This is a genomic window from Bacillus sp. SIMBA_031, assembly GCF_046535225.1.
GTDB classification, from domain to species: Bacteria; Bacillota; Bacilli; order Bacillales; family Bacillaceae; genus Bacillus; species Bacillus velezensis.
In genome coordinates this window covers 38,857-63,987 of record NZ_JAWRXC010000005.1, presented here as the reverse complement: position 1 = coordinate 63,987, position 25,131 = coordinate 38,857, and the positions used below count along the sequence as shown (strand labels likewise).

General features: G+C 47.9%; 24 protein-coding genes, 4 pseudogenes and 1 other annotated feature. Of the genes and pseudogenes, 9 read left to right on the top strand and 19 right to left on the bottom strand.

Features of this window, described 5'->3' with window-relative positions:
* The first annotated feature begins 77 nt into the window (after positions 1 to 77).
* Complete coding sequence (locus tag SB724_RS14340; protein WP_410571651.1) at positions 78 to 1,073, top strand: DUF5105 domain-containing protein; 996 nt, start codon at positions 78 to 80, stop codon at positions 1,071 to 1,073.
* 43 nt (positions 1,074 to 1,116) lie between these two features.
* Here the strand turns inward: SB724_RS14340 and SB724_RS14335 are convergent, their stop codons facing one another.
* From SB724_RS14335 to SB724_RS14320, 4 genes are all read right to left on the bottom strand, one after another.
* Positions 1,117 to 2,049 (bottom strand): aldo/keto reductase, encoded by a 933-nt coding sequence (locus tag SB724_RS14335; protein ID WP_007609226.1) that lies wholly within the window; start codon positions 2,047 to 2,049, stop codon positions 1,117 to 1,119.
* 129 nt (positions 2,050 to 2,178) lie between these two features.
* Positions 2,179 to 3,249 carry a helix-turn-helix domain-containing protein gene (locus SB724_RS14330; protein WP_265973283.1) on the bottom strand — a complete coding sequence of 357 codons (1,071 nt, stop codon included), beginning with the start codon at positions 3,247 to 3,249 and terminating at the stop codon, positions 2,179 to 2,181.
* Positions 3,250 to 3,385: 136 nt separating this feature from the next.
* Complete coding sequence (gene estA / locus SB724_RS14325; protein WP_032872735.1) at positions 3,386 to 4,030, bottom strand: lipase EstA; 645 nt, start codon at positions 4,028 to 4,030, stop codon at positions 3,386 to 3,388.
* Between the two features lie 195 nt (positions 4,031 to 4,225).
* The gene (locus SB724_RS14320) at positions 4,226 to 5,341 is read right to left on the bottom strand and encodes a type II asparaginase (protein WP_410571648.1); all 1,116 of its coding nucleotides are present in this window, start codon (positions 5,339 to 5,341) and stop codon (positions 4,226 to 4,228) included.
* A gap of 177 nt (positions 5,342 to 5,518) precedes the next feature.
* On the opposite strand from SB724_RS14320, the gene lmrA reads away from it, so the two are divergent.
* Both lmrA and lmr(B) read left to right on the top strand, forming a co-directional pair.
* A complete protein-coding gene (gene lmrA / locus SB724_RS14315) occupies positions 5,519 to 6,085 on the top strand; it encodes a transcriptional regulator LmrA (protein WP_410571646.1) in 567 nt (188 codons plus the stop codon).
* A 36-nt stretch (positions 6,086 to 6,121) separates the two neighbouring features.
* A complete protein-coding gene (lmr(B), locus tag SB724_RS14310; RefSeq protein WP_410571644.1) occupies positions 6,122 to 7,561 on the top strand; it encodes a lincomycin efflux MFS transporter Lmr(B) in 1,440 nt (479 codons plus the stop codon).
* Positions 7,562 to 7,595: 34 nt separating this feature from the next.
* On the opposite strand, the gene SB724_RS14305 is transcribed toward lmr(B), so the two are convergent.
* Positions 7,596 to 8,723, bottom strand: coding sequence for an aminotransferase class V-fold PLP-dependent enzyme (locus SB724_RS14305; RefSeq protein ID WP_410571642.1), 1,128 nt, complete (start codon positions 8,721 to 8,723; stop codon positions 7,596 to 7,598).
* Positions 8,724 to 8,794: 71 nt separating this feature from the next.
* Here SB724_RS14305 and pcp point away from each other — a divergent pair, with 71 nt between their 5' ends.
* Positions 8,795 to 9,442 carry a pyroglutamyl-peptidase I gene (gene pcp / locus SB724_RS14300; protein WP_410571640.1) on the top strand — a complete coding sequence of 216 codons (648 nt, stop codon included), beginning with the start codon at positions 8,795 to 8,797 and terminating at the stop codon, positions 9,440 to 9,442.
* Here the strand turns inward: pcp and tatC are convergent.
* The 4 genes from tatC to SB724_RS14280 form a co-directional block, all read right to left on the bottom strand.
* Positions 9,439 to 10,164 carry a twin-arginine translocase subunit TatC gene (tatC, locus tag SB724_RS14295; protein WP_410571638.1) on the bottom strand — a complete coding sequence of 242 codons (726 nt, stop codon included), beginning with the start codon at positions 10,162 to 10,164 and terminating at the stop codon, positions 9,439 to 9,441. The genes pcp and tatC overlap by 4 nt on opposite strands.
* 61 nt (positions 10,165 to 10,225) lie before the next feature.
* Positions 10,226 to 10,423: a twin-arginine translocase TatA/TatE family subunit gene (locus SB724_RS14290; protein ID WP_014469689.1), complete on the bottom strand. Its 198-nt coding sequence runs from the start codon at positions 10,421 to 10,423 to the stop codon at positions 10,226 to 10,228.
* Between the two features lie 12 nt (positions 10,424 to 10,435).
* Positions 10,436 to 12,187: an alkaline phosphatase D family protein gene (locus SB724_RS14285; RefSeq protein ID WP_021495297.1), complete on the bottom strand. Its 1,752-nt coding sequence runs from the start codon at positions 12,185 to 12,187 to the stop codon at positions 10,436 to 10,438.
* Between the two features lie 263 nt (positions 12,188 to 12,450).
* Positions 12,451 to 12,879 carry a cell wall hydrolase gene (locus SB724_RS14280; protein WP_224181575.1) on the bottom strand — a complete coding sequence of 143 codons (429 nt, stop codon included), beginning with the start codon at positions 12,877 to 12,879 and terminating at the stop codon, positions 12,451 to 12,453.
* Between the two features lie 153 nt (positions 12,880 to 13,032).
* On the opposite strand from SB724_RS14280, the gene SB724_RS14275 reads away from it, so the two are divergent.
* Entirely contained in the window at positions 13,033 to 13,416 is a 384-nt protein-coding gene (locus SB724_RS14275) for a DUF2512 family protein (protein WP_003156684.1), read from the top strand.
* A gap of 164 nt (positions 13,417 to 13,580) precedes the next feature.
* Here the strand turns inward: SB724_RS14275 and SB724_RS14270 are convergent.
* The 5 genes and pseudogenes from SB724_RS14270 to SB724_RS14250 form a co-directional block, all read right to left on the bottom strand.
* Positions 13,581 to 13,759: pseudogene (locus SB724_RS14270) on the bottom strand (transposase); the annotation flags it as partial.
* 139 nt (positions 13,760 to 13,898) lie between these two features.
* Positions 13,899 to 14,237: a thioredoxin family protein gene (locus SB724_RS14265; protein WP_057080017.1), complete on the bottom strand. Its 339-nt coding sequence runs from the start codon at positions 14,235 to 14,237 to the stop codon at positions 13,899 to 13,901.
* 179 nt (positions 14,238 to 14,416) lie between these two features.
* Complete coding sequence (locus tag SB724_RS14260; RefSeq protein ID WP_007609195.1) at positions 14,417 to 14,806, bottom strand: DoxX family protein; 390 nt, start codon at positions 14,804 to 14,806, stop codon at positions 14,417 to 14,419.
* A 132-nt stretch (positions 14,807 to 14,938) separates the two neighbouring features.
* Positions 14,939 to 15,874, bottom strand: a complete 936-nt coding sequence (locus tag SB724_RS14255; RefSeq protein WP_410571634.1) for a ring-cleaving dioxygenase — start codon at positions 15,872 to 15,874, stop codon at positions 14,939 to 14,941.
* Positions 15,875 to 15,898: 24 nt separating this feature from the next.
* The gene (locus SB724_RS14250; RefSeq protein ID WP_410571632.1) at positions 15,899 to 16,519 is read right to left on the bottom strand and encodes a nitroreductase family protein; all 621 of its coding nucleotides are present in this window, start codon (positions 16,517 to 16,519) and stop codon (positions 15,899 to 15,901) included.
* A 428-nt stretch (positions 16,520 to 16,947) separates the two neighbouring features.
* On the opposite strand from SB724_RS14250, the pseudogene SB724_RS14245 reads away from it, so the two are divergent.
* Positions 16,948 to 17,840, top strand: a pseudogene (locus SB724_RS14245) (cation diffusion facilitator family transporter).
* A gap of 141 nt (positions 17,841 to 17,981) precedes the next feature.
* Here the strand turns inward: SB724_RS14245 and SB724_RS14240 are convergent.
* The 5 genes and pseudogenes from SB724_RS14240 to glnK all read right to left on the bottom strand — a co-directional run.
* Positions 17,982 to 18,163: pseudogene (locus SB724_RS14240) on the bottom strand (transposase); the annotation flags it as partial.
* 128 nt (positions 18,164 to 18,291) lie between these two features.
* Positions 18,292 to 18,456 carry a tryptophan RNA-binding attenuator protein inhibitory protein gene (locus tag SB724_RS14235; protein ID WP_032872714.1) on the bottom strand — a complete coding sequence of 55 codons (165 nt, stop codon included), beginning with the start codon at positions 18,454 to 18,456 and terminating at the stop codon, positions 18,292 to 18,294.
* Between the two features lie 88 nt (positions 18,457 to 18,544).
* Positions 18,545 to 18,795 (bottom strand) — a binding site (T-box leader).
* A gap of 48 nt (positions 18,796 to 18,843) precedes the next feature.
* Positions 18,844 to 19,077: pseudogene (locus tag SB724_RS14230) on the bottom strand (hypothetical protein); the annotation flags it as partial.
* Between the two features lie 5 nt (positions 19,078 to 19,082).
* The gene (gene glnL / locus SB724_RS14225; protein WP_007409014.1) at positions 19,083 to 20,030 is read right to left on the bottom strand and encodes a glutamine utilization two-component system response regulator GlnL; all 948 of its coding nucleotides are present in this window, start codon (positions 20,028 to 20,030) and stop codon (positions 19,083 to 19,085) included.
* 1 nt (position 20,031) lies between these two features.
* Complete coding sequence (gene glnK, locus SB724_RS14220) at positions 20,032 to 21,324, bottom strand: two-component system sensor histidine kinase GlnK (RefSeq protein WP_021495302.1); 1,293 nt, start codon at positions 21,322 to 21,324, stop codon at positions 20,032 to 20,034.
* A 243-nt stretch (positions 21,325 to 21,567) separates the two neighbouring features.
* On the opposite strand from glnK, the gene SB724_RS14215 reads away from it, so the two are divergent.
* The 3 genes from SB724_RS14215 to mmuM all read left to right on the top strand — a co-directional run bounded on the left by SB724_RS14215 (position 21,568) and on the right by mmuM (position 25,075).
* Positions 21,568 to 22,551, top strand: coding sequence for a glutaminase (locus tag SB724_RS14215; protein ID WP_410571629.1), 984 nt, complete (start codon positions 21,568 to 21,570; stop codon positions 22,549 to 22,551).
* A 24-nt stretch (positions 22,552 to 22,575) separates the two neighbouring features.
* Positions 22,576 to 24,012 (top strand): alanine/glycine:cation symporter family protein, encoded by a 1,437-nt coding sequence (locus SB724_RS14210; RefSeq protein WP_094032888.1) that lies wholly within the window; start codon positions 22,576 to 22,578, stop codon positions 24,010 to 24,012.
* A gap of 115 nt (positions 24,013 to 24,127) precedes the next feature.
* The gene (mmuM, locus tag SB724_RS14205; RefSeq protein WP_410571626.1) at positions 24,128 to 25,075 is read left to right on the top strand and encodes a homocysteine S-methyltransferase; all 948 of its coding nucleotides are present in this window, start codon (positions 24,128 to 24,130) and stop codon (positions 25,073 to 25,075) included.
* Positions 25,076 to 25,131: the final 56 nt, after the last annotated feature.

The window sequence follows — 25,131 nt, the reverse complement described above, 5'->3', positions numbered from 1 at the left end:
TTATACAAAACTAGTATAATTAACCTGTCCATCTTCATGACTATCGAATTAACCATTAACAACAGGGGGTAAACCAGATGTCCATCAAAAAAATGAGCGCCGTGTTTTTCATTCTGCTTCTCACGGCATTTACCGCCGCATGCAGCAGCGAAACGAGCGGCGGCCAGGAAAGCAGCACGGCGAAAGTGAAAATAAAAGAGACAGCATGGGCCGCTTCAGACGATACTCAACATCCGGCCGCGCTGAAAGTAACGGTCACCGTCAAAAATACGGGCAAAGACCCGCTTACCGTCAAAAGCAGCGACTTCTCGCTTTATCAGGATGACGCGAAAACAGCTAAAGCCGATAAGGAAGACTTGATGCAGAGCGGCACGCTTCATGCGGATAAGACAGTGACGGGCAATCTGTACTTCACGGCTGACGAAGGCAAATCATATGAATTGGTATATCAGCCGCAGGCAAAAGACGCGAAGCCTTTATCTTATAAACTGAAAGTCAAAGGCACAGCCTCAAAAGCAGTACCTGACCCGGCGGACGCATTATCCGCCTACATTGATGTGATGCTGTACGGCAAACACAATAAAGATTTCACCCGCCTGACCGGGGTAAATGAAAAAATGACGGCCGCCGCATATCAGGAATCGGCGAAAGCCAGCTTTATCACCTCTGCAGGCATTTCACAAGAACAGGCGGATCCAAAAGCCATTTCCGCTATTATTGACGCCATGTCATCAGCGCTGCGGGATAACACAGAGCTCAAGGTGCATACCAAATCCATGTCAGGCAAAAAAGCCGTCCTTGAAGCAAAAGTGACGCCGCTTGATATGTCTCCGCTTGCGGGCCAGCTGCAAGACCGCGTGCAAGACTATGCCGGAAAGCACCCTGATGCTGATGAAAACGAAATTGTCAGCCACCTGCTTTCTGTCTATCCGGAAGAGTTTATGCGCCTGAAACCGGCTTCTTCTTCCGTTACAAGAGAAATCGAGATGAAGAAAAACGCCCGCGGCCAGTGGTATCTGGATACAGACGCCGATCTGGAAGGATTGACAGAAGCGTTTTTGAAAACGTCCTGACAACAAGAAAGGAAATAGCTCAGGCTATTTCCTTTTTTTATTTTCACTTAAAGATGTCACTGATATATTGAACCTCATCCTCGGTTAACTGCACATGAAGCGCGTCCAGATTGTGTTTCAGCTGGTCGGGGCGTTTGGCTCCGGGAATGATCGCATCCACCGCCGGCTGCGACAGAAGCCATGCGAGTGCGATATGCGCTGTCTGCGCCCCTTTTTCCTCCGCAACGGCCCGAAGCTTATCCACTCGCTCCAGGTTTTGGCGAAAAGCTTCTCCCTGAAACGGCGGCCTGTTCTTTCGGCTGTCCTCAAAGACTGTGTCTTTTGTAAACTTTCCCGTCAGCAAGCCGGAAGCAAGCGGAAAATAAGGAATAAAGGAAATGCCGTTCTTTTCACAATAAGGCAGCAGATCATGCTCCGCCTCACGCTGAATCAGTGAATATTCCGATTGAAAAACCTCTAAATAGCCGTCCGCGTTAAACTCCTGCAATTGCCGGAAACTGAGATTGGACGCGCCGATTGCTCTGATTTTCCCTTCGTCCTTCAGTTCTTTTAACGTGCCCGCCACTTCGGAGAGCGGTGTTTTGCCGTCAGGGAAGTGGACGTAATACAAATCAATCACGTCTGTTTTCAGCCGCTTCAGGCTGTTTTCCGCCTCACTCCGGAGAAATTCACGGCTGTTGTCCAGCTCGATCTGTCCGTTGACCTCTTTGTGCGCGCCTTTTGACGCAATCACGAGGCTGTCCCGCACGCCGCGCTCTGCGACAACTTCACCGATTAACTCTTCGGAACGCCCCAAACCGTATATAAACGCCGTATCAATAAAATTGACGCCGCCGTCCAACGCTGTGCGGATGAGTTCTTTTCCCGTTTCATCATTAAGATTCGGAAACAGATTATGTCCTCCGACCGCATTAGCGCCAAAGCCGATACGCTTTACCCGTAAATCCGTCCTGCCCAGCGTACGTGTCTCATCCATGGCTCAGGCTCCCTTCCTTTTATCGCTCTGTTTAGTATTAGATAACCGGTAAGAATTATCCTGCCTGAGAGCCTATCTATAGAAAAAACCTTGAAAAGCGTTTGCCCTTCAAGGTTTTTTTGCTGTGTATTAAGATGTCAGAGCTGCGGCGAAGCGTTCGGCTTCATCCGTGAGAGCACCCTCGATTTCCTTATAGCGGCTGGAAATCGTTGAGGCGCTGACGCCGTACTTCTTCGCCAGCTTCGCTTGAGAAACGGACGCGCCGTTCAGAGAAATGCTGTTCACGTAATATTCGACCGCCGCTGCGAAAGCTTCAGGCTTTCTGATCGTCGGGGTTTTTTTGACACAGAACGTTTTCCACAGATCAATTACGGCCGGAACCAGCTCAGCCGGGTATTCATCCCCGCTCAGGCCTTTTTCAATGGCGTCCGCCGTTTCCTTCTCCATGTCGTTCGCCCACTCTGTCTGTTTTTCTTCAGCAGCCTGCTCAGGCTCTTCCTCCGTTCCTAAAAGAGCGGCCAGCACAGTGTCGAAGTTTTCCTGCATAAAGCGCTCAGGCGATTTTCCTTCCGCAAGGGCCGGGGCAGCCGCCTTTTTCACTTTGCTGATCAAAGCTTCGGTCCGCTTCACAGGGAAGATCGTAAACTGCATGAAGAACTCCGCTTTTTCCGCTTCGTGGATCGGATAGCCGAGGATCAGGCTTCCCGCCGGCGGAAGATCCTGCTGGCTGACGTCCATTTCCACTTTGAATTGTTTCTTGGTCATCACATCTTCAAAGTGAATCATTCCTTCTTTCACATCTTCAAGAACCATAACGGCAGGTGTCATGCTTTTCCATGATTCAACGATTTCCCGTGTTTTCGGGCGGTTGATCCCGCCGGCTTTTTTCTGAAGATATTCTTCAAAAATCGTCTTGCCGCCTGCCAGCGGACGGAAGAAAATTCCCCAGATGCCGAGGTTGAAGACTCCGATGTCTTTTGTCTGTCTGTCCAGCTCCGTAATGAATGCGTGCTGGTTAATAAATGATGATATGCCGTCTCTATGTGCTGTAAAGGCGTACTCCATTAGGCTTTCCTGAATCTGTTTCGCTTCTTTTGCCGCGATGTCTGCCGGAATGGCAGCTTCTTTGCTTCCGCAGCATTTTTTATATTTCTTCCCGCTGCCGCATGGGCAAGGGGCATTTCTTTTCACTTTTCCCACAATAAACCCTCCGAATTCTGATATAACTTTATTATTTTAACAAAAATAACTTCAGAGGGCTTGGTTTACGGCGAAAAAAGAATATGGAAGAAAAAAAGACCCCGGGATATTCTCATTCTCCGGGGCTTTGAAACTGTTAATTTGTATTTTGTCCGCCGCCGTTCAGACCTTCTTTAATCAGCCCGTTTACTTGGCTGTTCATCAAAAGTCCGATGTGTCCGACACCGTGAATCTGCACGTTTTTCCCGCCGATCAGTCGTGACAGCGGGTTCAGGACGATTAAGTCCGCTGAGCTGTAAATCGATGTATATAAAATCTTTTGGTTCGGATCAGTCCCCGGAAGCGCCCGGTTGGTCACAAGGCCGTTCGCTCCGCCGAGTGTGACGACGTTTGCGATTTTGTCTCCGCCGTCAAGATTTTTAATGTAATAGAGCGTGTTGGCTCCGCCCATGCTGTGCGCGACGATATCGACTTTTTTCGCACCTGTTTCGCTGAGCACTTTTTTCACGTAATTGGATAGTCTCGGCGCATTGTGTCTGTTGTTTCCGGTTTTGTCTAAGAAATCAATGGCGTACATCTCTTTTCTTGACCAGCCTTGGGATGCCAAGTATGTTTTGATTCCCGCGAAGTTAAAGGATGCCCCGCCGATTCCGTGGACCATGACAACAGGGTTATGCCCTGAGGAGGCTTTCGATACGGTTGGCTGGAAGGCAAATACGGAAATGACGGACAGCATACAAACTGTAAGGATGACTAGAATTTTGTTTTTTATTTGTTTCATGAACTTTCCTCCTGCTATGTAATATTTTTGCAGTTTTCATTCTATTAGAGGAGAAAAGGAAAAAATAGTGTATTTTTTACTGTTTTAAACAATTTAAAAAGAGCGGAAAAATGAGAAAGACGCCCCTATCCCGAAAGCACGCTTATGCTTTAATACGGCTTACCAAAAAAGGAGAGAACACCCGGTTCTCTTCTCCTAGTACTCATTGAAATAGGTTTGAATCCGCTTAGGGTCATGCGTTTTTGTCAGCGCAAGCATCAGAAGAATCCGCGCTTTTTGAGGGTTGAGAGAGTTAGAAGCTGTCAAATGGTCTTTTTCATAATCTCGATTAGGTGTTACCGTTCCGTTTCCCGTCCTTGTGGAGCGGACGACCGCCAGCCCGCTTTTGACCGACTTTACGGCGCCTTTTTGCGCCTCATCAGACATTGAGCCGTTTCCCGAGCCTGCAAAAATAATGCCTTGCGCTCCTGATTTTACGGCGGCTTCAAAGAGATAGCTTCCGTCATTTTGATAGCCGTATATAATATCGACCTGCGGCAATTTATCAAGTTTATCTATCTGGAAATCTGTATCCTTCGTATGCTTTCGGGTGATGACGTTATTAAAATAGACGTCATCAGCAATTGTTCCGATATAACCCATTTCTTCCGATTTAAAAGTGTCGGTCGCGGTTGTATTGGTTTTTGTCACATAACGCGCCGAAGCGATTCTGTCATTTAATACGACAAGCGCCCCCTTGCCTTTCGCATCAGGCGCAGCCGCTGTTTTTACAGCGCTATATAAGTTGGACGGCCCGTCCGCTCCGATCGCCGTGGACGGCCTCATTGACCCGGCGACAACAACGGGCTTGTCACTTTTGACCGTCAGATTGAGAAAGTAGGCGGTTTCCTCAAGTGTGTCTGTTCCATGTGTAATGACAATGCCGTCTGTATCATCAGACTTGAGCAGCTTGTTTACCCGTTTTGCAAGTTTCAGCAGTGTCTCGTTATTCATATTCTGGCTGCCGATATTCACAACCTGTTCTCCGCTCACATGCGCGATCTCTTTTATCTCCGGAACGGCCTGAATCAGGGCATCAACTCCAATTGCCCCCGCCGTGTACTCCGTAGCGGACGTCTTTGAAGGAGCAGCGCCTGCAATTGTGCCGCCGGTGGCAAGAATTTTAACATTCGGAAGTCCGTCTTTTTTCGCTGAGGCTGCGGCTGCCATCCGGGGCGGTGTTTCTTTCGCTTGAGGAGATTGGGAGCAGCCGGCCGCAATGAAGAGCAGAGCCGTGATAAATGTAATGAAGGGCATGAATTGTTTTTTCATTCTATTCTCTCCTTTTCTTTATTTATGAAGATTTTCCTCCCACCGGTCAACGCGCTTGTCAGGCAACCTTCCGAAGAAAATAACCGTTAAAAAACCTTGACACCGTCATGTGAAATCAAGATAATAGACCAGTCACTATATTTTAAATTTGTCAAAAATCAGTAAGGTGGGAACATTATGAGCTATGGAGATTCTCGTGAAAAAATCCTCGCCGCGGCAACCAGGCTGTTTCAGCTTCAGGGGTATTACGGCACGGGGCTGAATCAGATTATTAAAGAAAGCGGTGCGCCGAAAGGTTCTCTTTACTATCATTTTCCGGACGGCAAAGAGCAGCTCGCCATTGAGGCTGTCAATGAAATGAGCCATTATATCCGTATGAAAATAAAAGAAAGCCTTGATGCCCATCCTGATCCTGCGGAAAGCATTCAAGCGTTTTTACAGGACTTATCAAGCCAATTCACATGTCCGGAGAACTTTGAAGGGTTTCCTGTCGGTTTACTGGCTGCCGAGACGGCTTTAAAGAGCGAAAAGCTCCAGCAGGCCTGTCAAAGCGCTTATCAGGAATGGGAGAATCTGTTCGCGGGCAAATTGAGTTCAGCCGGTTTTTCTGATGAGAGAGCGGCGGAAATCAGCACTGTTTTAAATGCCATGATAGAAGGCGGCATCATTGTGTCCTTAGCCAAAAAAGACAAAATGCCGATCCTCCATATTTCTAAACAAATCCCGAACCTGCTGAAGACATAAAATACGAGAGACATGTACGTATAGAAAGAGAGGAGAATGATTTTGGAAAACGCTCAGCCTTCCAAACAATATAAAGTCATGCCGATCATGATTTCTTTACTGACGGCAGGGTTTATCGGCATGTTCAGTGAAACGGCGCTGAATATCGCCCTGACTGACCTGATGAAGGAGTTACATATCACTCCTGCGACCGTCCAGTGGCTGACGACGGGCTATCTGCTCGTTCTCGGTATTCTTGTCCCGGTATCGGGTCTGCTTTTGCAATGGTTTACGACGAGACAGCTGTTTATCGTTTCACTCGCTTTTTCTATTATCGGCACGCTGATTGCAGCGCTTGCGCCGAGCTTTCCGTTTCTTTTGGCGGCGAGAATCGTGCAGGCTTTAGGAACCGGGCTGCTGCTGCCGCTGATGTTTAATACAATCCTCGTCATCTTTCCGCCGCATAAGCGCGGAGCGGCGATGGGGACGATCGGGCTTGTCATCATGTTCGCTCCTGCGATCGGTCCGACATTTTCAGGGCTTGTGTTAGAGCATTTGAACTGGCATTGGATTTTCTGGATTTCCCTGCCGTTTCTTGTGTTGGCTCTTTTATTCGGCATCGCCTACATGCAGAACGTGTCTGACATTACAAAACCGAAAATTGACGTGCTTTCCATTATTCTGTCTACGATCGGGTTTGGCGGCATCGTATTCGGATTCAGCAATGCGGGCGAAGGATCAGACGGCTGGTCAAGCCCGACGGTTATCGGTTCGCTCACTGTCGGTGCGATCGCGCTCATCTTATTTTCCATCAGGCAGCTGACAATGAAGCAGCCGATGATGAATCTGCGCGCTTTCCGCTATCCGATGTTTGTTCTCGGTGTCGTGATTGTGTTTATCTGTATGATGGTTATCTTATCGACAATGCTTCTATTGCCTATGTATTTACAAAGCGGACTGATGCTGACGGCGTTTACGTCCGGGCTCATCCTGCTGCCGGGCGGTATTTTAAACGGCTTTATGTCTCCGGTGACGGGGCGCCTGTTTGATAAATACGGACCGAAGTGGCTTGTCATTCCCGGGTTTGTCATCACGGCAACCGTGCTTTCGTTTTTCTCAAACATTACCGGCACTTCAACGGCCATTCTCATCGTCGTGCTCCACACATGCCTGATGATCGGCATTTCCATGATCATGATGCCGGCGCAAACGAACGGCTTAAACCAGCTGCCGCCGGAATTTTATCCGGACGGAACGGCCATTATGAATACGCTCCAGCAGATGGCCGGCGCAATCGGCACTGCGGTGGCGGTCAGCATCATGGCAGCCGGGCAGAAGAATTATATGAGCACCGTGAAAAACCCGAATGATCCTTCCGCATACTCTCACGCGCTGATTGCGGGCGTCCAGCACGCCTTTATCTTCGCGATGATTGTCGCAGTTATCGGCTTGATCAGCGCTTTCTTTATGAAACGGGTCAAAGTGAATCACTCATAAGAAAACAGCAGGCTCCCCGTGAGTCTGCTGTTTTTTATATACCGCGCGCTTCAGCCAGTTCATCAATCGCATAGATCAGATCATCGGCCGTGTTATAGAAATGAGGCGCCAGCCGGATGATTTGTCCGCTGGGTGCGCATACGATGTTTTTCCGCCTCAACAGCGCAGCCGTTTCCGCCGCTTTTTCATCCCGTATGGAAATCATGCCGGGTCTGTCATCGGCAGACGGCGGCCCTGTGAGATTCAGTCCTTTTTCAGAAGCGTATTCATACGCAAATGCGCTGAGTTTTTTTACTTCTTGGTGAATGCGGTCTGTGCCGGCATCGTTTACTAGAGATAAAGCCGCCTGTGCCGCATATATGCTGATAAATGCCGGGGTTCCGGTCTCAAAGCGTTTGGCTCCGTCCGCATAAGAAAAATGAGTTAAATCCAGCATCGACGCCCGCTGCTGCCCGAACCACCCGGTGACTTTCGGCTTCAGCCGTTCGGCAAGTTCCTTTCTGACATAAAGAAACGCCGTTCCCGGTATGCCGAGCATATACTTTCTCGCACCCGCGGCCAGCATATCAACTCCCCATTCTTTTACATCAATCGGGATGTGCCCCGCCGATTGATAAGCATCGACAAAAAGAAGCGATCCCTTCTTTGCGGATATCTCGGCAATGCGCTTCATATCCTGGACAAAACCGGACGTATATGACACATGAGGCACACAGGTGAAAAGCGTCTGTTCCGATATGTACGTCTCATACCGCTCTAACGGGATCATTCCATCTTCAGACGGCACGACTGAAAGCTCCATCTCAGTCTGTGCCTTCAAAATGTGGGCGATCGCCGGAAAATCCAATTCCGTATACACCGCCTGTTTCTTTCGGCAATCCGGTAAAGCGGAAACGACGGCAGAGACAGCAGCCGTTACTGAAGGTAAAACGGCAATTTCTTCAGGATGGGCGCCGATCAATTTCGCAAATTCACACCTTGCCTGCTCCGTTCGTCCAATGGCTTCTTCCCAGTTTCCGCCATGCTGAAGCAGGCTTTCCTGGTAGTCATTGATCGCTTTTGAAACCGGCAGGGCAAGAGCGCTTTGAGAGCAGCTGGCGAGCATCGTATGTGTGCGGAGCGCCGGAAATAAAGACCGGTATTGCACCAGAGGCGAATTCAAGACGTGTTTCCCCCTTCGGCAGGAATATATGTCCATTATAGAGTATGGTAAAAAGAAAAGGAGGGTTTTATATGGAGAAAAAAGTATTGCTTACAGGCTTTGACCCCTTCGGCGGGGAAACGGTCAATCCTTCATGGGAAGCGGTCAAACGGCTGAACGGTGCCGCTGAAGGCCCCGCCTCTATCGTATCTGAACAAGTGCCGACCGTTTTTTATAAGTCTCTTGCCGTGCTGCGCGAGTCGATCAAAAAGCATCAGCCTGACATTATCATCTGTGTCGGACAGGCAGGCGGCAGAATGCAGATCACGCCGGAACGGGTCGCGATCAATCTCAATGAGGCGCGCATACCGGATAACGAAGGAAACCAGCCTGTCGGGGAAAACATTTCTCAAGACGGTCCCGCGGCCTATTGGACCGGCCTTCCGATCAAACGGATCGTTGAGGAAATCAAAAAGGAAGGCATTCCCGCGGCTGTATCCTACACGGCGGGGACGTTTGTATGCAATCACCTCTTTTACGGCCTGATGGATGAAATCGCCTGCCGCCATCCGCACATCCGCGGCGGGTTTATACACATCCCGTACATCCCCGAGCAAACCTTGCAGAAGTCTGCGCCGAGCCTCAGCCTGGATCTCGTGACAAAAGCGCTCAAAATCGCCGCGGTGACCGCCGCGGCGCATGAGGACGATATTGAGACCGGCGGAGGCGAACTTCACTAAGCTGCAGACGCCGCCTCGGCCCATTTCTTCCGGTAAACGATGCGGGACAGCGTCACACTGATTTCATAGAGGACGAGCAGCGGAATCATGACGAGAAAGTCAGACATAAAATCCGGAGGCGTAATCAGCACCGAGACGACGATCAGCACAAAATACGAAAGCTTCCGAGCCTTTGCCAGCCGGGTTGGATTCACGATTCCGAGCCGTGTCAGAAACATGACGGCCAGAGGCATTTCAAACAAAAATCCGAACGGCAATGTAAGATTCAGCATAAAGGTAAAATACTTGTCCGCCGTAAATACCATGTCAAAATGGCCGGCGGATAATTGTGTTAAAAATCCGAGCACAATCGGAAACAGCACAAAATACCCGAAGGAAATTCCGATAATAAACAAAACCGAAAGCCCCGGAATGTAAAGCAAAGCGGCGCGGCGTTCAAACGGGGTCAAAGCCGGCGCCGTAAAACGCCAGAGCTGAAAAGCGGCAACCGGAATCGTTGCCGTAAGGGCGCATATTCCCGCAATCATCATATACACCCATAAAATCTCGCTCGGCCCTAAAACGGCCAGCCTTCCATCCAAATCCTTGATCAGCCAGTCATAAATGTCCTGCACAAACCAGCAGGCGCCGATAAAAAATAGAAGAAAGGCGATAACGGTTTTAATGAGACGCTGCCGGACTTCCTCTAAATGCCCGATCAAGTGGGTTTCTTTTTTATCCAATCGTACATCCTCCTTATAGAGAAAGAGGCAGAAGCGGATTCGTCTGCCCCCATGTCAGGATTCAGCCTGCCGTTTTGTCTTTCTCAGCCGCCTGCTTGTCCGGCTCTTCATTCGAGACCAATGTTTTTGCGGCGCTTTTAAATTCAAGCAGCGTGCGGCCGGCGGCACGGCCGATCTCCGGAAGCTTTGAAGGTCCGAAAATGATGAGAGCGATGACGAAGATCAGGATCAACCCGGGAATGCCGATATTTGAAAACATGAGTGTGCCTCCTTATTGTGAGATTTTGGCCCGTTTCTTTCTCATTTGCTTTTCATGCGCATTGTTATGGGCGAAGAAACGATCCTCTTCCACCTCGTTTGACTGCTTTAAACCGCCTGCAACCGCAGCTTGAGAGACCTTCCGAATCCCCGTCTGGTCTTTCTGATAAATGAACGAAGCCCGCGTGGATACCTCAGCCCCCGGCTCCGTCACGTACGGCACCACTCTGTAATCCGCTCTCCATTGGGCAGGGGTCACGGTACAGCGGACATAGCCGCGGTAATCGTTGAAAAACTTAATATGCGGGTTTTGTTTTAAAATCTGATCCGTATCGGCCCGTTTATCCGCCCCGTTTCCTCCAGATGTAATGGAAGTCCCGACGAATTCGGCTCCGAAAATCTTTGAATTCGTTTGATTAAAATCGGTATGCAGGTTTGACGCCCAGCTTGCGTGAACATCACCCGTCAGCACGATGACATTGTTCAGGTTTTTGCTTTTTATAAAATTGATGACCCGCTCCCGCTGAGCCGGGTAGCCGTCCCATGAATCCATGCTGTATATCGGATTGGCGGTTGTTCCGAAATTCCATTGCGCGAAAAAGATTTGCTGCGCCAGCACATTCCACTTCGCTTTTGAGGCGGCTAAATTTCCGAACAGCCATTGCTCCTGTTCTGTCCCCATCAATGTGCGCTTCGGATCTCTCCACTCATCAGAAGGCGGCTTATTCCCGTCGCCGTTGGCCTGATCATCTCTGTACTGTCTTGTATCAAGCACATTGAACGATGCCAAATTGCCATAAGAAAATTGCCTGTACAGCCGCATATCAGGACCGTTCGGCAATGACATGCGCCTGAGCGGCATGTGTTCATAATAAGCCTGGTAAGCTGCGGCCCTCCTGAGCACAAACGCTTCAACGGATTGGCCTTTTTCAGGGATAATATTGGCATAATTGTTTTCCACCTCATGATCGTCCCACGTCACGACCCACGGAAATGCGGCGTGGGCGGCTTTCAGATTGGCATCAGAGCGGTATTGGGCATGACGGTTGCGGTAATCTGACAGTGTATACACTTCAGCGCTGCTGTGCGTCCTGACATTTCCCGTTTTTGACACATATTCGTTCGGTCCGTATTCATAAATGTAATCTCCGAGATGGAACACGAGATCAAGCTTTTCCTTCGCCATATGTTTATACGCCGTATAATAGCCGTGTTCATACTGCTGGCATGAGGCAAACGCAAACGTCATGGCGGATACGTCAGCGCCGGGAGCGGGCAGCGTTTTCGTCCGGCCGACGGGACTGAGCTCATGCCCGCTTTTAAACCGGTAATAGTACACTTTATTGGGCTTGAGCCCGTCCGCCTCGACATGGACGGAGTGTCCGAGATTCGGCTTGGCCATTTCCGTTCCGCGTTTGACGATGTGACGGAAATGTTCATCAGCGGCGATTTCCCATTTTACCGGCACGGCCTGCTTCGGCATGCCGCCCCCATTCAGCGGGTCAGGGGCAAGACGCGTCCAGAGAATGACGCTGTCAGACAGCGGGTCGCCGGAGGCTACGCCGAGGGTGAACGGATAGTTTGAAAATTTCGGAGCGGCATTCACTTCAAACGCGCCGATGGATTGCGCGATCGCTAACCCGAGGGAAAGACCGGCGATTTTCCCGGCGCCCTGTATAAATGCGCGGCGGTCAAACGTATTGTTCTGAAAGCTTTTGTTCTCCAATTCCTTGATCCATTCATCTAAACGGCCGTCATGTGTCATGTCAGTTCCCCTTTCGTCTCATTGATCGCCCTTATTATAAAAAAGAAATGTTAAACCGCTATGAAGAAGTGTGAAGGGTTTGTAAGGCTGAAAAATGGACGGCGGGAGACATTTTTCACATTGTTTCGACAAACCTTGCCCCGCCGGGAGAAACCCCCCTCTGTTTCTATTTGGCTTGTCATCCGTCAAGCGCACTTTTTTCCTATTTTTCTTCACAAAAAATTAAAAAAACACCGTTCATTCTAAGAACGGTGCGCCAGGGATTAAAATGTATTGTACACGTTTTCGCACGTTTCACCTGTCGGCTGATAGAAGCAGTGGGATTTGAATCTGGCGACAAACGGCTGATCATACCAAGTCGGCGGGCAGTTTCCCGGCGGCTTAAAATACCACAGGCTGAACTTAGCCGGCCAAAACCGCTCTCCGTTAATCGTCCGGCGGGCAAGCCTCCGCTCTGATTCGCGCGGTCTTTGATAAAAATATCCGTGAGTCACCGCTTCAAACGCGTGCGGCTGAAACACCATCTGCCTGATGGTGCGCAGACCTTTAAAATCAGAACAATTTGCACGCAGCCGATTGATTCCCACATTGCCGACCAAAAGCATTCCCTGCTTCCCTTCGCCTTCCGCTTCCGCCCTGAGCAGCCTTGCCATTAGATCCAAATCGGCGCTCGATGCTTTTACGACTGCCATCATGACACCTCCCGTATTTTCTCCCTTCATCATATTCAGCAGCGGCCCAGTGATGACAGCCAAAAACCAGAAAACAAATGTTCACGAAAAAAGGGTTTATATTTCTCGTTATGAGGAAACATACTAACATGATTTCCATAAGGAGGAATTCGCATGGAACACATTAAAGCGCTTGCCATTAAAGGCATTATGACCATCATTATTCTGTATCTGATACTCGGCTTAGGTTTTCGCTTTACATTCGGCGACGTGCTGCTGATGACCATTGTGCTGGGAGCCGTTTCCTACTTTACGGGCGACCTGTACGTGCTTCCGAGATGGAATAATATCACGGCGGCGTCCGCTGATTTCGGAATCGCGTTTCTTGTTGTTTGGCTGATGGGAATGCCGCTGTCCATGGGCATTTCCGGAGGAAGACTGGCGTTTGCCGCTCTTATTTCCGCCGTCATCATCGCCGTCGGAGAATATTTTTTCCATATTTATCTGATGAGAAAAGACTTGGGCGGGTCCCGTTTTTTAGAACCCCGGTCCGAATAACGTAAAAAAGGCCGGATAACGGCCTTCAGCTTGTAGAAAAAACGATGTTTTTTCTGCAAGCTTTTTTGTTTTGTGCTGTTTCTTTACATATTCATTTGATTTCAGGTGCAGAAAAAGTACTCCCACATACCCAGCCTTGCTTGGCTGGTATGTGGCAACTTTCACATCATTTTGAATAAGATCAGCGGATCAAGTGAGCGCTGCAGTAAGGTTTGACCTTTTCCACGATGAAAGAGAAGTCTATGTATTTATCAATTTTTCGAAGAAGGTGATCCTCTTCGACGAGTTGGTCAAACAGAACGAATTCGGCTGTGTTTTGAGAAAAATTTCTTGTGCGGAACATGAGAAAGCCATTTTTTCAGTCTTTCTTTTATTTTATGACAGAGGTATGGATATTTTAAGGAAAAAATAAAGGCTGTCGAGATTTTCTCGACAGCCTGAGCCCCATAAAGGGGGCTTTTTATTTGTAAAGTATAAACACTTTATACATCTTGATATAACTGATAAACCCTTTTCAGCCTTTCTTCGAGCTGTTCAAAATGAACAAAGCGGGCTTCTCTCAGAAACTCAGTCCCATCAATGAACAAAAGAAGCACGGGGACAGTGAAGACTGAAAATCTGCCGGCAACCTCTTCTACCTCGTCAGCGTTGGTATGCCCCAATTTGATATTCGGAAACTGATCCAATACTTTTCTGAGCTGCGGCAGAACAGCGTGACATACTGTACAGGCGGGTCTTGAAATGTAGATAAAACTGAATTGATGCTGCTTAATAAAATTCTCGATAGAATCTAATGAATGTAAGTCTGTCAGCTCTTTCATCAAAATCCTCCTTCAAATCGGCTCGTCTTTCATGACCAAGCTCATCAATACTCGTACATTCACTATACACATTTATATTGATCATATCCGCTTTTTTGCTGTTCAGAGCACCTTAACGTTGTGCTTGAAGAATAAAAGAACAGTTACCGCTTTTCAGTAACTGTTCTTAGATACTTATATTAAAAATGCAAAGCGTACGCCCCTGAACCGATGAGTGCAACTCCGATGGAGACTGCAATCAGCACCAAGTTATATTCAAAACCGCCGGCACCGTTCGCAAACCCTTTCGCTCCGTGAACTTTTACAATGGCACCTAACATAATGATCGTTATAATAGCAGCTCCAAGCGGGAGGAATACACCTAAAATAAATAAAATTCCGCTTGCGAGTTCCCCGAGACCTGATAAAGCGGCCGCGGCATTGCCTGGTTTAACTCCAATTGACTCGAACCATTGTCCGGTTCCTTTAATCCCGTATCCGCCAAACCAGCCGAATAATTTTTGTGATCCATAAAACAGAAACACCACACCAATCATGATTCGAATAAGTAATAGTCCTGCATCTTCCATTTTTATCTCTCCTTATTTTTCATATTATATGATGTGCTGCAAGGCAGCTTGTTTACCAACAGTCGCTTCCAGCAAACATCTGTTAAATGTATGTCTTATTATTTTTCTTCATGCTTCACGTTCATCTATCAATCAATCTAATTCTCTCACTTCAAACGGCAGCAGCCCTTGTTCAATATGAGCCCGGTGCGGTTCATACTGCTCAGGGAGCATCAATTTTCCGCCCATTGTTTCTTGTGACTCATCATGGGCAAAGCCCGGCGGATCAGTTGCGATCTCAAATAAGATTTCCCCGTGTTCTCTGAAGTAAACCGCATTAAAATAGTTTCTATCCTGAACAGGAGTCACACCATATCCGTTCGCAGCAATGAATCTTTGCCAATCTAATTGATCTTCGTCATCCTGAGCCCGCCAAGCGATGTGATGGACCGTGCCGACACCCATTTGTCCGCGGCCGATAGGCGTTAATTTAAGATCAATCACATTTCCGATATCACCGGCAGAACGATAACGAACGAAGTCTCCTTCTTTGCCGACTCGCTCAAGCCCCATGTTTTCCAGCAATTCACCTGTTTTTTCAGGCTGTGCTGATAACAGGGTTGCACCGCCAAAACCTTTAATGGCAACATCCGGGGTTACATCTCCGAAAGTCCACGTATTGGCGTCCCCTGCTTCTCTTTCCACGATTTCTAAATGCAGGCCATGCGGGTCATCAAATTCTATATATTGTTCTCCAAAACGCTCGATTTTTGTGTATGGCACGTTGAACTTTTCAAGTCTCTTTTCCCAAAATGCCATAGCACCTCTCGGCACGATGTAAGATGTCACGCCAACCTGTCCGTCTCCAATGATGCCTTGACGGGCGTCCGCCCACGGAAAGAATGTGATGATTGTTCCCGGCTTCCCGCCTTCGTCCCCAAAATAAAGGTGATACGTACCCGGATCATCAAAATTGACCGTTTGCTTGACCAATCGCAGCCCCAGCACTCCAGCATAGAAATCAGCATTCTCTTGAGGGTGACCGACAATTGCTGTAATATGATGGATTCCCATCGTTTTTTTAGCCATTTTTATCCGCTCCTTTACAAATATTTAAATATACTCCACAAACTCATTCACAGGCTTTCGGTAGCCGCGCGGCCTTCTGCTTTCTATTTTTTCTTTACCGATTGTAATCATCATGACAACTTCAAATTGATCATCCATCTTCAAAATCTGTTTCACGGCTTCAGTATCAAACCCTATCATCGGACAGGTGTCCCAGCCTTTTTCCTTAGCACTCAGCATAAACATCATCGCAGAAAGTGAAGCATTTCTTATCGCCTCATCTCTCTTAAATGGTTCTCCCTTGTTTTCATAAAACGAAACGGTGTCTTGAACCATGTGATCATACTCTTGTTTATTTAATACCCCAAGCAGCTTCAATCCTTCATAGATGTCAGCCGCTTGCTGATATGCCTGCTTATCCCCTAAAACCAAAAGAACCGCTGATGAGCTAAACACTTTATATTGTCCGTTTGCGGCCTGCTTCAGCTTTTCTTTTACATCCGGGTCAAGAACCGTCACATATTTTGTATGCTGCAAATTAAAAGCTGATGGAGCCAACGCAACCAATTCAAACATTTCGTTGAGCTCATCTCTTGTGATTGGATGTTCTGGAAGAAAGTTGCTTGCAGATCTTCTTTCATTCACTAGCTGTACAAATTCAGCCATTTCTCTCGTACCCCTTTTATCTCGAATTCGAGGTATTATAGTATAAAAAATCAAATAATGTATGATTAAAAAACGAAACGTTCTCTTCACTGATCTTTTCGTGAATCAAACGATCGGCAGGTTCTTATCCTGCACTCTAATTAAATTATCTTGAATTAAAAAATCTTGAATTCGAGATAATAATAAAAGATAAATACTCAAATGTCAACAGTTCATTTTTAAATTCAGCGCCATTTTGTCTGTGTACTGTTTAGCCCTGCTCCAACTTTTTTTCTGTCACCTTATTTATTAGTAAACAGGAAACAACCTTGCTATAGACCCACTCGAAACTGAATTGGTACGATAAGCAAAGTGATTACACAAGAAAGGATACGGAGAGCGAATCAAAAGCGCCCCTATTTTTTTGTGCAGTTTTATAGGAGGAAAAAATGACAAGTGAAAGAGAACAAATAAGCAAAAAAGTTGCTTTGATTGCATTGATAGCCAATCTGATCTTAATGGCAGGAAAGATCTTTTTTGGACTGATAGGCGATAGTGAAGCAGTTTTTGCCGACGGTATACATTCTGCAGCGGATGTCGTGGCTTCAATTGCTGTTCTGGCCGTCATCGGCATTTCTAATAAGCCGCCCGATCAAGACCATCCTTTCGGGCATGGCAAAGCTGAGGTCATCAGCGAAGCGATTGTAGGAATCATATTAGTGCTCGTTTCCGTGTATATTCTAATAGAAGCGATTTCGTCCTTTGTTGAAGGTCCAAGCATCCCGCAATACAGCGCATTTTTTGCGGCTCTGATATCCTACGTGGCTAAGCAGATCTTATATCGTTATTCGATCAAACAAGGGAAAAAATGGAACAGTAAAGCGATTATAGCGATTGCATACGATCATAAAGGCGATATCGTTGCCTCTCTTGCCGCTTTTATCGGCGTCCTATTGGCGATTATCGGGAACACATACGGATGGTCCTATCTGTTGTACGCCGATGCAATTGCCAGTGTCATCGTGGCGTACCTCATTTTTAAGATTTCAATGGAATTAATCAGGCCGTCTGTTGACGTTCTCATGGAAAAAAGTGTTGATCCCGAACTGATAGAGGAATATAAAGCGGTTATTTTGCATTGCCCTCAAGTCAAACGGCTCGATAAATCCGAGCAAGAGAACACGGCCACTATAAATTGCTTGATGTCCGGTTATCTTTGGATCATGATTTGACGATTAAGCAGGGACACGATATTGCCCGCGAAATCAGAAATGAAATCAAAAGACACTTCTCAGATGTTGAAGAAGTGCTCATCCATGTGAATCCTTATTTTGAAGAATGAAAAAGCAGCTTGTAGAGAAAATGATGTTTTTCTGCAAGCTTTTTTGTTTTGTGCTGTTTCTTCACATATTCATTTGATTTCAGGTGCAGAAAAAGCACTCCCACATGCCTAGCCTTGCTTGGCTGGGTATGTGGCAATCTTCCACATCATTTTGAATAAGATCAGCGGATCAAGTGAGCGCTGTAGTAAGGTTTGACCTTTTCAACGATGAAAGAGAAGTCTATGTATTTATCAATTTTTCGAAGAAGGTGATCCTCTTCGACGAGTTGGTCAAACAGAATGAATTCGGCTGTGTTTTGAGAAAAATTTCTTGTGCGGAACATGAGAAAGCCATTTTTTCTGTCTTTCTTTTATTTTATGACAGGGGAATGGATATTTTAAGTGAAAAATAAAGGCTGTCGAGATTTTCTCGACAGCCTGAAGGCCGGATAACGGCCTTATTCGTTTGATTTCACTGATCAATATGCTTTCTGATAAAATGCAGCAGCGTGTTTCCTTGAGCGGTCAATATGACGCCCTTCGCGCCGCACTTCGGACAGGGCGTCCCTTCCTTCTCCTGGCCGGTTCCCTCACAATGCGGACACGTGAGCTCAAGATCGTCGGTTGCGATCACCACGAATATCCCTCCTTTTTTGATTGTCTGTCCGTCTCCAGTCACTTTCCATGGCCATCACCTCCTTAACAACACAAAAAAACCCCGTCCATCAAAGGACGAGGTTTTCGCGGTGCCACCTTTATTAACGGCTGAAAAGCCATTCTCTCAAAAAGTACAGAAACACACGGTTTCAATACTCCTTTCTTGATAACGGGGAAAGAATCCCGGCACCGCCTACTGTCATTTCAGCGCAGCAATTCAGAAGCCCATTCGGCACCGGACGGGGATCGGTTCACAGCGGCCACCGACTCTCTGAACCCCGCGCGCTGATGCGTACTTACTCTTCCTCAGCATTGTTCATCCGTTCTTTTATTTTAAAATGTATCATACGCTGTCATCCGGCGGAAGTCAATAACCTTTCGGATCGGACAGGCCGAGCATGTCCCGCGCCATTTGCATATGCTCCTCTTGCCCCATCTGAAGCGCGAACTTCGCCGTTTCCACAGGGTAAGCGGCCTGCCATTCTGTCACATGCTGATTTTCGTTTACAAAAATATGCGGAGGGTGCATGCCATGGATCAGCGCGGAAAAATCAGGCCAGTACGAACTGTACTTTATCCACGTTTGCCATCTTTTCCAAAGCCAGCTTACCGGCTGCCTCCGCTGACAAACTTTGATCCTTCGCGTAAATCTTTCGCCTCTAAAAAGAAGACGTGAATGAATTTTTTCATATTCACTTTAACCGGAGAAAGCGGCACGGTTTCCTTAGCCTGCATTTCTTTCATTCTCTTGCTGACAGCGGGGAAATCAAAGAATTTCGAGGCGTAATATTCAAATTTGGGATTTGAAAAATCCGTTGTGCCCAATGAGGCGAAATGGTTTAACGAATGGATGACGGCCCTTCTGATCCGCTGTTCCGAGGCTTTGATTTCCCTGTTAACCTCGGCTTGTGCCGCCGCAGGCCCCAGCTTCCGGATGGCGACGTTTGTAAACATCTGCTTTAAAGACGGGATGTTTCTTTCCGCCTGTTCATCCTCAAATAAATAGTGAAGGACGGCCATGAGGTCATGCGCCCCGCTTTCTCCCACGATGCCTAATTCCGATAAAAGAAATTTTCCTGTTTCTTTGATTGATTTCTCATGCATCCCCCCCGGCCCGCTTTTTTTCGGCTCATTCCGCTGAATAAGACGGCTTAACGAATGTTGGATGTCGCCGATCGAAGTTTCCAGTTCAATCCGCTCTTTTACTTTTCGCAAAACGGTGACGATCTCGATTTTGTTGATCGGTTTGTGGATAAAGTATTCGATGCCGAGAGAATAAGCTTCTCCCACCATTTCCTTTGCCTCCACCTGCGATATCATCACCGCTTTTCCGTTGTACGACCCCTGAAGATGCCGGATCGTCTCAATCCCGTCCCGCCCCGGCATCAGCAGATCAATTAATAAAATATCGACTTGTTTAAAATGGAGATAATGCCCTTCAATCTGGCTTCCGTCCTCTGCCTCACCGACGACTTCGCCTAAGTCCTCGTCCTCGATCATCTGTTTTAAAATGGAACGGATCGCCCGGTCATCATCAGCTATAAAAAAACGCATATTATGAGTTCATCCTTTCTGCAATCAAATGCTTCACCGGCAGTTTAATCGTAAATATGACGCCTTTTGGCTTGTTATGAAAGGAAATGTCTCCGTCAAGTTCAGTTACGATTTCCTTCACGTAAGTAAGCCCGATGCCCGTTGAAGGTGTGCCGAATTCATCGTATTTGGACGTAAATCCGGGATCATAAACGACCTCTCCGATTTTTTCCGGAATGCCGGGACCGTCATCTTCCGCCTCAAATTCGGCCATCTCCCCCTCCGCCCTGCGCAGCGCGAGGCGGATCTCACCCCTGTCACCCATGGCTTCGACGGCATTGGCGGTCAGATTATTTAAGATCGACAAGACGGTAAAGACGTGATAATCGGGATGCTCTCCTTCAATCACGCTCCGGAATTGAATGTCCTTGCCTAAAGATTCGGCGTATTTTTCATTGATTCGGATGACGATGCCGACCAGAGCGGCGGCATTCATGTAATCCCGGAATCTCTCATTGGAAATCAGCTTCGACAGGCCGGCGAATATTCGCTGATTGTCTTTTTTCACTTCATGAATTTCTCCCGCAAGGCGCAGCATTCGGCTCCCGAGCTCCCGGTCGTTCCCGCTCATTTCCCGATACAGCTGATAGGATTCTTTCGTCACATGCTCCGTCGTTTTCAGCGTTTTTTTCAAATGAATCGTTTCTTCATATAAGTTAGACACAATCATCAGCATGTGCTCATGCTGCTTTCTCGTTTGTTTTTCCCTGACCTGAGATTCGTGCAGCTTCATCACGTTGAAAAAACTCAGCACAATAAATGTGTGAGAAACAGCGATAACCGCAATATCCGCCAGCTTGTCCGGCATCATAATCTGCCGGCCGCCGGAAAACTGAACCGTCATTTCAACGGCATCGGACGCAATTTCAATGAGAAAACCGAGAAACCCGATCATCAGCGGCCGATCCCAAAAAAGCCTGACCTTCAGCACATAAAACAAGCAGGCATATGTAAAGTAAAAAAAGAAACTGGGATATTGGCTGAAAAAAGCCTCCGTAAAGCCGGCATGCTCTCCTCCCCAGCACGCCAGGCCGATCCGGAATGCCACAACGGCTGCACCTGTCAACAGCCCTGACAATACTGCCGGCACATGCCGAAGCAGCAGCAGAAAAAAGAAAAAAGCCGGGGCGCCGAAGCTGATCCGATATACCTCATTCAGGGGGTAAAATTTCAGTTCCCCCGCCAGCGGCACGGTGATCAGCATAAGGGCGAAAAGATAGCCGTCTTTTTTCAGTAAATAGTCGAGCCTGATCATAATCACTTCCTTCTTCTGTCTATTTTGAACAAGACCGATACAGTCCGCAAATTTCTTTAGACCCGAATGGCGGGACACTCCGGCTGATTTATAAATCTATCGGCTTATTTTAAGAATGATTTTGTCGTATTTTGTATGATTCTGTAGATGTCATTATACATTAACATGGAACACGCTATTTTTGAAAACGTTTTCCAAGACCGGTTTCCGCTTCGGACAGGCTTGCAATAGAGGAGGAATGTTATGAAAGATATGGTCAGAGAGCGCCTTGAAAAAGAGGAACTGGCTTCACTTTTACAAGATTGGGTGGAGCATTACCGACCGTTTTCCGTCAATGGAAAAAGCGCAAATTATATACCCGCCCTCGTAGAAATCAACGACTCTCAGCTGGGCATTTGCATATTAGAGCCGGATGGCTCAATGATTCATGCCGGTGAATGGAATGTCCCGTTCACATTGCAGAGCATCTCAAAAGTCATCAGCTTTATTGCCGCCTGCATGAACAGAGGCATTTCTTACGTGCTGGATCGTGTGGATGTGGAGCCGACGGGTGATGCGTTTAATTCTATCATCCGGCTTGAAATCCATAAACCCGGGAAGCCCTTCAACCCGATGATCAATGCCGGCGCCATTACCGTCGCCTCGCTGCTTCCGGGTGAAACGGCGCATGATAAATTAGAATATCTCTTTTCCGTTTTTGAAAAATTAATAGGAAAACGCCCTCACATTCACGAGGAGGTCTTCCGTTCTGAATGGCAGACCGCGCATCGGAACCGAGCGCTCGCCTACTATTTAAAAGAAACGAACTTTCTCGAGGCGGATGTGGAAGAAACGCTTGAAGTGTATTTAAAGCAGTGCGCCATGGAGGGTACAACCGAGGACATCGCTTTAATCGGATTGATACTTGCGCATGACGGCTACCATCCGATCCGACGGGAACAGGTCATTCCGAAAGATGTCGCGAAACTCGCCAAAGCCCTGATGCTGACATGCGGGATGTACAATGCGTCAGGCAAATATGCGGCTTTCGTCGGCGTCCCGGCCAAAAGCGGGGTATCCGGCGGCATTATGGCATTGGTTCCCCCAAGCGCCAGAAGAGAACAGCCTTTTCATAACGGCTGCGGCATCGGCATTTACGGTCCGGCCATTGATGAATACGGCAACAGCCTGACCGGCGGCATGCTGCTGAAACATATCGCACAGGAGTGGGAGCTCAGTATTTTTTAATCAAACGAACCAAGAGGTGATTGGATGCAGGAATTCCTTGAAAATGTAATCGGCTCGGCAAATGATTTTTTATGGTCAAAACTGTTAATCGTACTGCTTCTTTCTCTGGGACTATTTTTTACGTTCAGATCAAAGGGTCTGCAAGTCCGCATGCTGAAGGAAATGATCCGGGTTTTGAAGGAAGGCGCGGCCGCCCGGACAAAAAACAGCATTTCCCCGTTTCAGGCATTTTGCATCAGTATGGCGGCGCGTGTCGGAACCGGGAATATTACCGGAATCGCCATTGCGATCGCACTCGGCGGTCCGGGCGCTATTTTCTGGATGTGGATTATCGCAGTCATCGGTTCGGCTTCAAGCTTTGTTGAAAGCACGCTGGCCCAAATTTATAAAGTAAAAGATCAAAACGGATTCCGCGGGGGCCCGGCCTATTACATGGAAAAGGGACTGAAGAAACGCTGGATGGGCGCGCTGTTCGCCGTATTAATCACACTGTCATTCGGGGTTGTTTTTAATTCCGTTCAATCCAATACGATCAGCGTCGCCTTTCAAAACGCGTTCGGCACCAGCCGGCTTACATTGGGCATTATTTTAATCTTGGTTTTCGGCGGCGTAATCTTCGGCGGCGTCAAACGGATTGCTAAAATGGCGGAATACATCGTAGTCGTTTTGGCCGTTTTATATATCGGTGTCGCTTTCTTTGTCATTCTGACGAACATCACCCAATTGCCCGGCGTTCTGTCGCTAATCGTAAAAAATGCGTTCGGAATTGATCAGGCAGCGGGCGGCGCTTTAGGTGCGGCCTTGATGCAAGGTGTAAGACGCGGGATTTTCTCAAATGAAGCGGGTATGGGAAGCGCTCCGAACGCGGCGGCGACAGCTACGACGAGCCACCCGGTGAAACAGGGGCTCATTCAGGCATTCGGCGTCCTGACGGATACGCTCGTCATTTGTACAAGCACGGCGCTTATCATTTTATTTTCAGACGCGTATCACCAGCCGGGACTGAGCGGCATCGCGCTTTCTCAGGCCGCCTTGAGCGATCATGTCGGCGCGTGGGCGTCAGGTTTCCTTGCCGTCTTAATGCTTTTGTTCGGCTTCAGCGCTCTGATGGGCAACTATTATTACGGAGAAACCAATATCGGATTTTTAAGCCAGAATAAAAAATGGCTGTTCATTTACCGCATCTGTGTGCTCGGAATGGTACTGTTCGGCTGTATTTCCAAAGTCCAGCTTGTGTGGGATATGGCTGACTTGTTCATGGGCTTAATGGTGGTCGTGAACTTAATCGCGATTTTCCTTCTGTCGAAAAAAGCGTTTGCCGCTTTGAGCGATTATGTCCGGCAAAAGAAAGCCGGAAAGGACCCCGTCTTTTACAGAGATGTGCTCCCTGATGATGACGGGATCGACTGCTGGGAGTATTCAGACATCGCGAAAAGCGCGAAAGGCAAACACATTTCCTAAACAAAAGGTGTTCGGGCAGCGTCCTGAACACCTTTTTTCTGCCGGTTCATTGACAAAGAGAATAGCGTCCATTACCCTTTTTATATATTTTCAGTAAAGTCAGAAAGGAAGGCCTATGAATCCCATTACACAAATATTAAATGAATACCCGGTGATGATCATAGACGGCGCGATGGCAACCGAGCTTGAGCGGATGGGCTGTGATTTACATGACGATCTGTGGTCGGCCAAAATTCTTTTGGAGAGACCGGAACTGATCAAACAGGTGCATGCAGAATATTTTGCCGCCGGCGCTGATTGCGCGATCACCGCCAGTTATCAATCGACAATCGAAGGATTTGCAGCGCGCGGCATCCCTGAAACAGATGCAATACGTCTCATTCAGACATCTGTTGAACTTGCCGCACAAGCACGCGATGAATTTTGGGCGCATGAAGAAAACCGTTTACACCGGCCCAAACCTTTGGTTGCCGCTTCTATCGGACCTTACGGCGCGAGCCTCGCTGACGGCTCCGAATATCGCGGGCATTACGGACTGACGGAGGATGAGCTGATCAGCTTCCACCGCCCCCGGATGAAAGCCCTCATAGAATCCGGCGCCGATCTTTTGGCCTGTGAGACCATTCCGTGCCTGTCAGAAGCAAAAGCGATCACAAGGCTGCTGGAGGAATTCCCCGGCACTTATGCATGGATCAGCTTCAGCGCCAAAGACGGACGGCATATCAGCGAAGGCACGCCTATTTCCGAATGCGCGGCCCTGCTCGGCTACTGCAGCCAAATCGCAGCGATCGGCATCAACTGTACACCGATCGAACATATTCCGCAGCTGGTACAAGAAATCAAACGGGCAACGTCCAAACCGATTATCGCCTATCCGAACTCTGGCGAACAATATGACCCAGTGACAAAAACCTGGAAAGGCGCAGCGTGCGAAAACCATTTCGGAAAAAGCGCGCAAAGCTGGTACGAAAACGGCGTGAGCCTGATCGGAGGCTGCTGCCGGACGAAACCCGCGGACATTCAGGCCATTGCCGATTGGGCCAAGACCTTAAAAACAACTTGACTAATCGGAATAGTTTGTATATTCTATTCAAAAAGCCGGTTCGCCGGAATCTCGTG

Excerpts from the sequence above, each read along its gene's own strand:
- SB724_RS14340 (WP_410571651.1), top strand. The coding sequence starts at position 78 with ATGTCCATCAAAAAAATGAGCGCCGTGTTTTTCATTCTGCTTCTCACG.
- SB724_RS14335 (WP_007609226.1), bottom strand. The coding sequence starts at position 2,049 with ATGGATGAGACACGTACGCTGGGCAGGACGGATTTACGGGTAAAGCGT.
- estA (WP_032872735.1), bottom strand. The coding sequence starts at position 4,030 with ATGAAACAAATAAAAAACAAAATTCTAGTCATCCTTACAGTTTGTATG.
- SB724_RS14320 (WP_410571648.1), bottom strand. The coding sequence starts at position 5,341 with ATGAAAAAACAATTCATGCCCTTCATTACATTTATCACGGCTCTGCTC.
- lmrA (WP_410571646.1), top strand. The coding sequence starts at position 5,519 with ATGAGCTATGGAGATTCTCGTGAAAAAATCCTCGCCGCGGCAACCAGG.
- pcp (WP_410571640.1), top strand. The coding sequence starts at position 8,795 with ATGGAGAAAAAAGTATTGCTTACAGGCTTTGACCCCTTCGGCGGGGAA.
- SB724_RS14290 (WP_014469689.1), bottom strand. The coding sequence starts at position 10,423 with ATGTTTTCAAATATCGGCATTCCCGGGTTGATCCTGATCTTCGTCATC.
- SB724_RS14285 (WP_021495297.1), bottom strand. The coding sequence starts at position 12,187 with ATGACACATGACGGCCGTTTAGATGAATGGATCAAGGAATTGGAGAAC.
- SB724_RS14280 (WP_224181575.1), bottom strand. The coding sequence starts at position 12,879 with ATGGCAGTCGTAAAAGCATCGAGCGCCGATTTGGATCTAATGGCAAGG.
- SB724_RS14275 (WP_003156684.1), top strand. The coding sequence starts at position 13,033 with ATGGAACACATTAAAGCGCTTGCCATTAAAGGCATTATGACCATCATT.
- SB724_RS14265 (WP_057080017.1), bottom strand. The coding sequence starts at position 14,237 with ATGAAAGAGCTGACAGACTTACATTCATTAGATTCTATCGAGAATTTT.
- SB724_RS14260 (WP_007609195.1), bottom strand. The coding sequence starts at position 14,806 with ATGGAAGATGCAGGACTATTACTTATTCGAATCATGATTGGTGTGGTG.
- SB724_RS14255 (WP_410571634.1), bottom strand. The coding sequence starts at position 15,874 with ATGGCTAAAAAAACGATGGGAATCCATCATATTACAGCAATTGTCGGT.
- SB724_RS14250 (WP_410571632.1), bottom strand. The coding sequence starts at position 16,519 with ATGGCTGAATTTGTACAGCTAGTGAATGAAAGAAGATCTGCAAGCAAC.
- glnL (WP_007409014.1), bottom strand. The coding sequence starts at position 20,030 with ATGCGTTTTTTTATAGCTGATGATGACCGGGCGATCCGTTCCATTTTA.
- glnK (WP_021495302.1), bottom strand. The coding sequence starts at position 21,324 with ATGATCAGGCTCGACTATTTACTGAAAAAAGACGGCTATCTTTTCGCC.
- SB724_RS14215 (WP_410571629.1), top strand. The coding sequence starts at position 21,568 with ATGAAAGATATGGTCAGAGAGCGCCTTGAAAAAGAGGAACTGGCTTCA.
- SB724_RS14210 (WP_094032888.1), top strand. The coding sequence starts at position 22,576 with ATGCAGGAATTCCTTGAAAATGTAATCGGCTCGGCAAATGATTTTTTA.
- mmuM (WP_410571626.1), top strand. The coding sequence starts at position 24,128 with ATGAATCCCATTACACAAATATTAAATGAATACCCGGTGATGATCATA.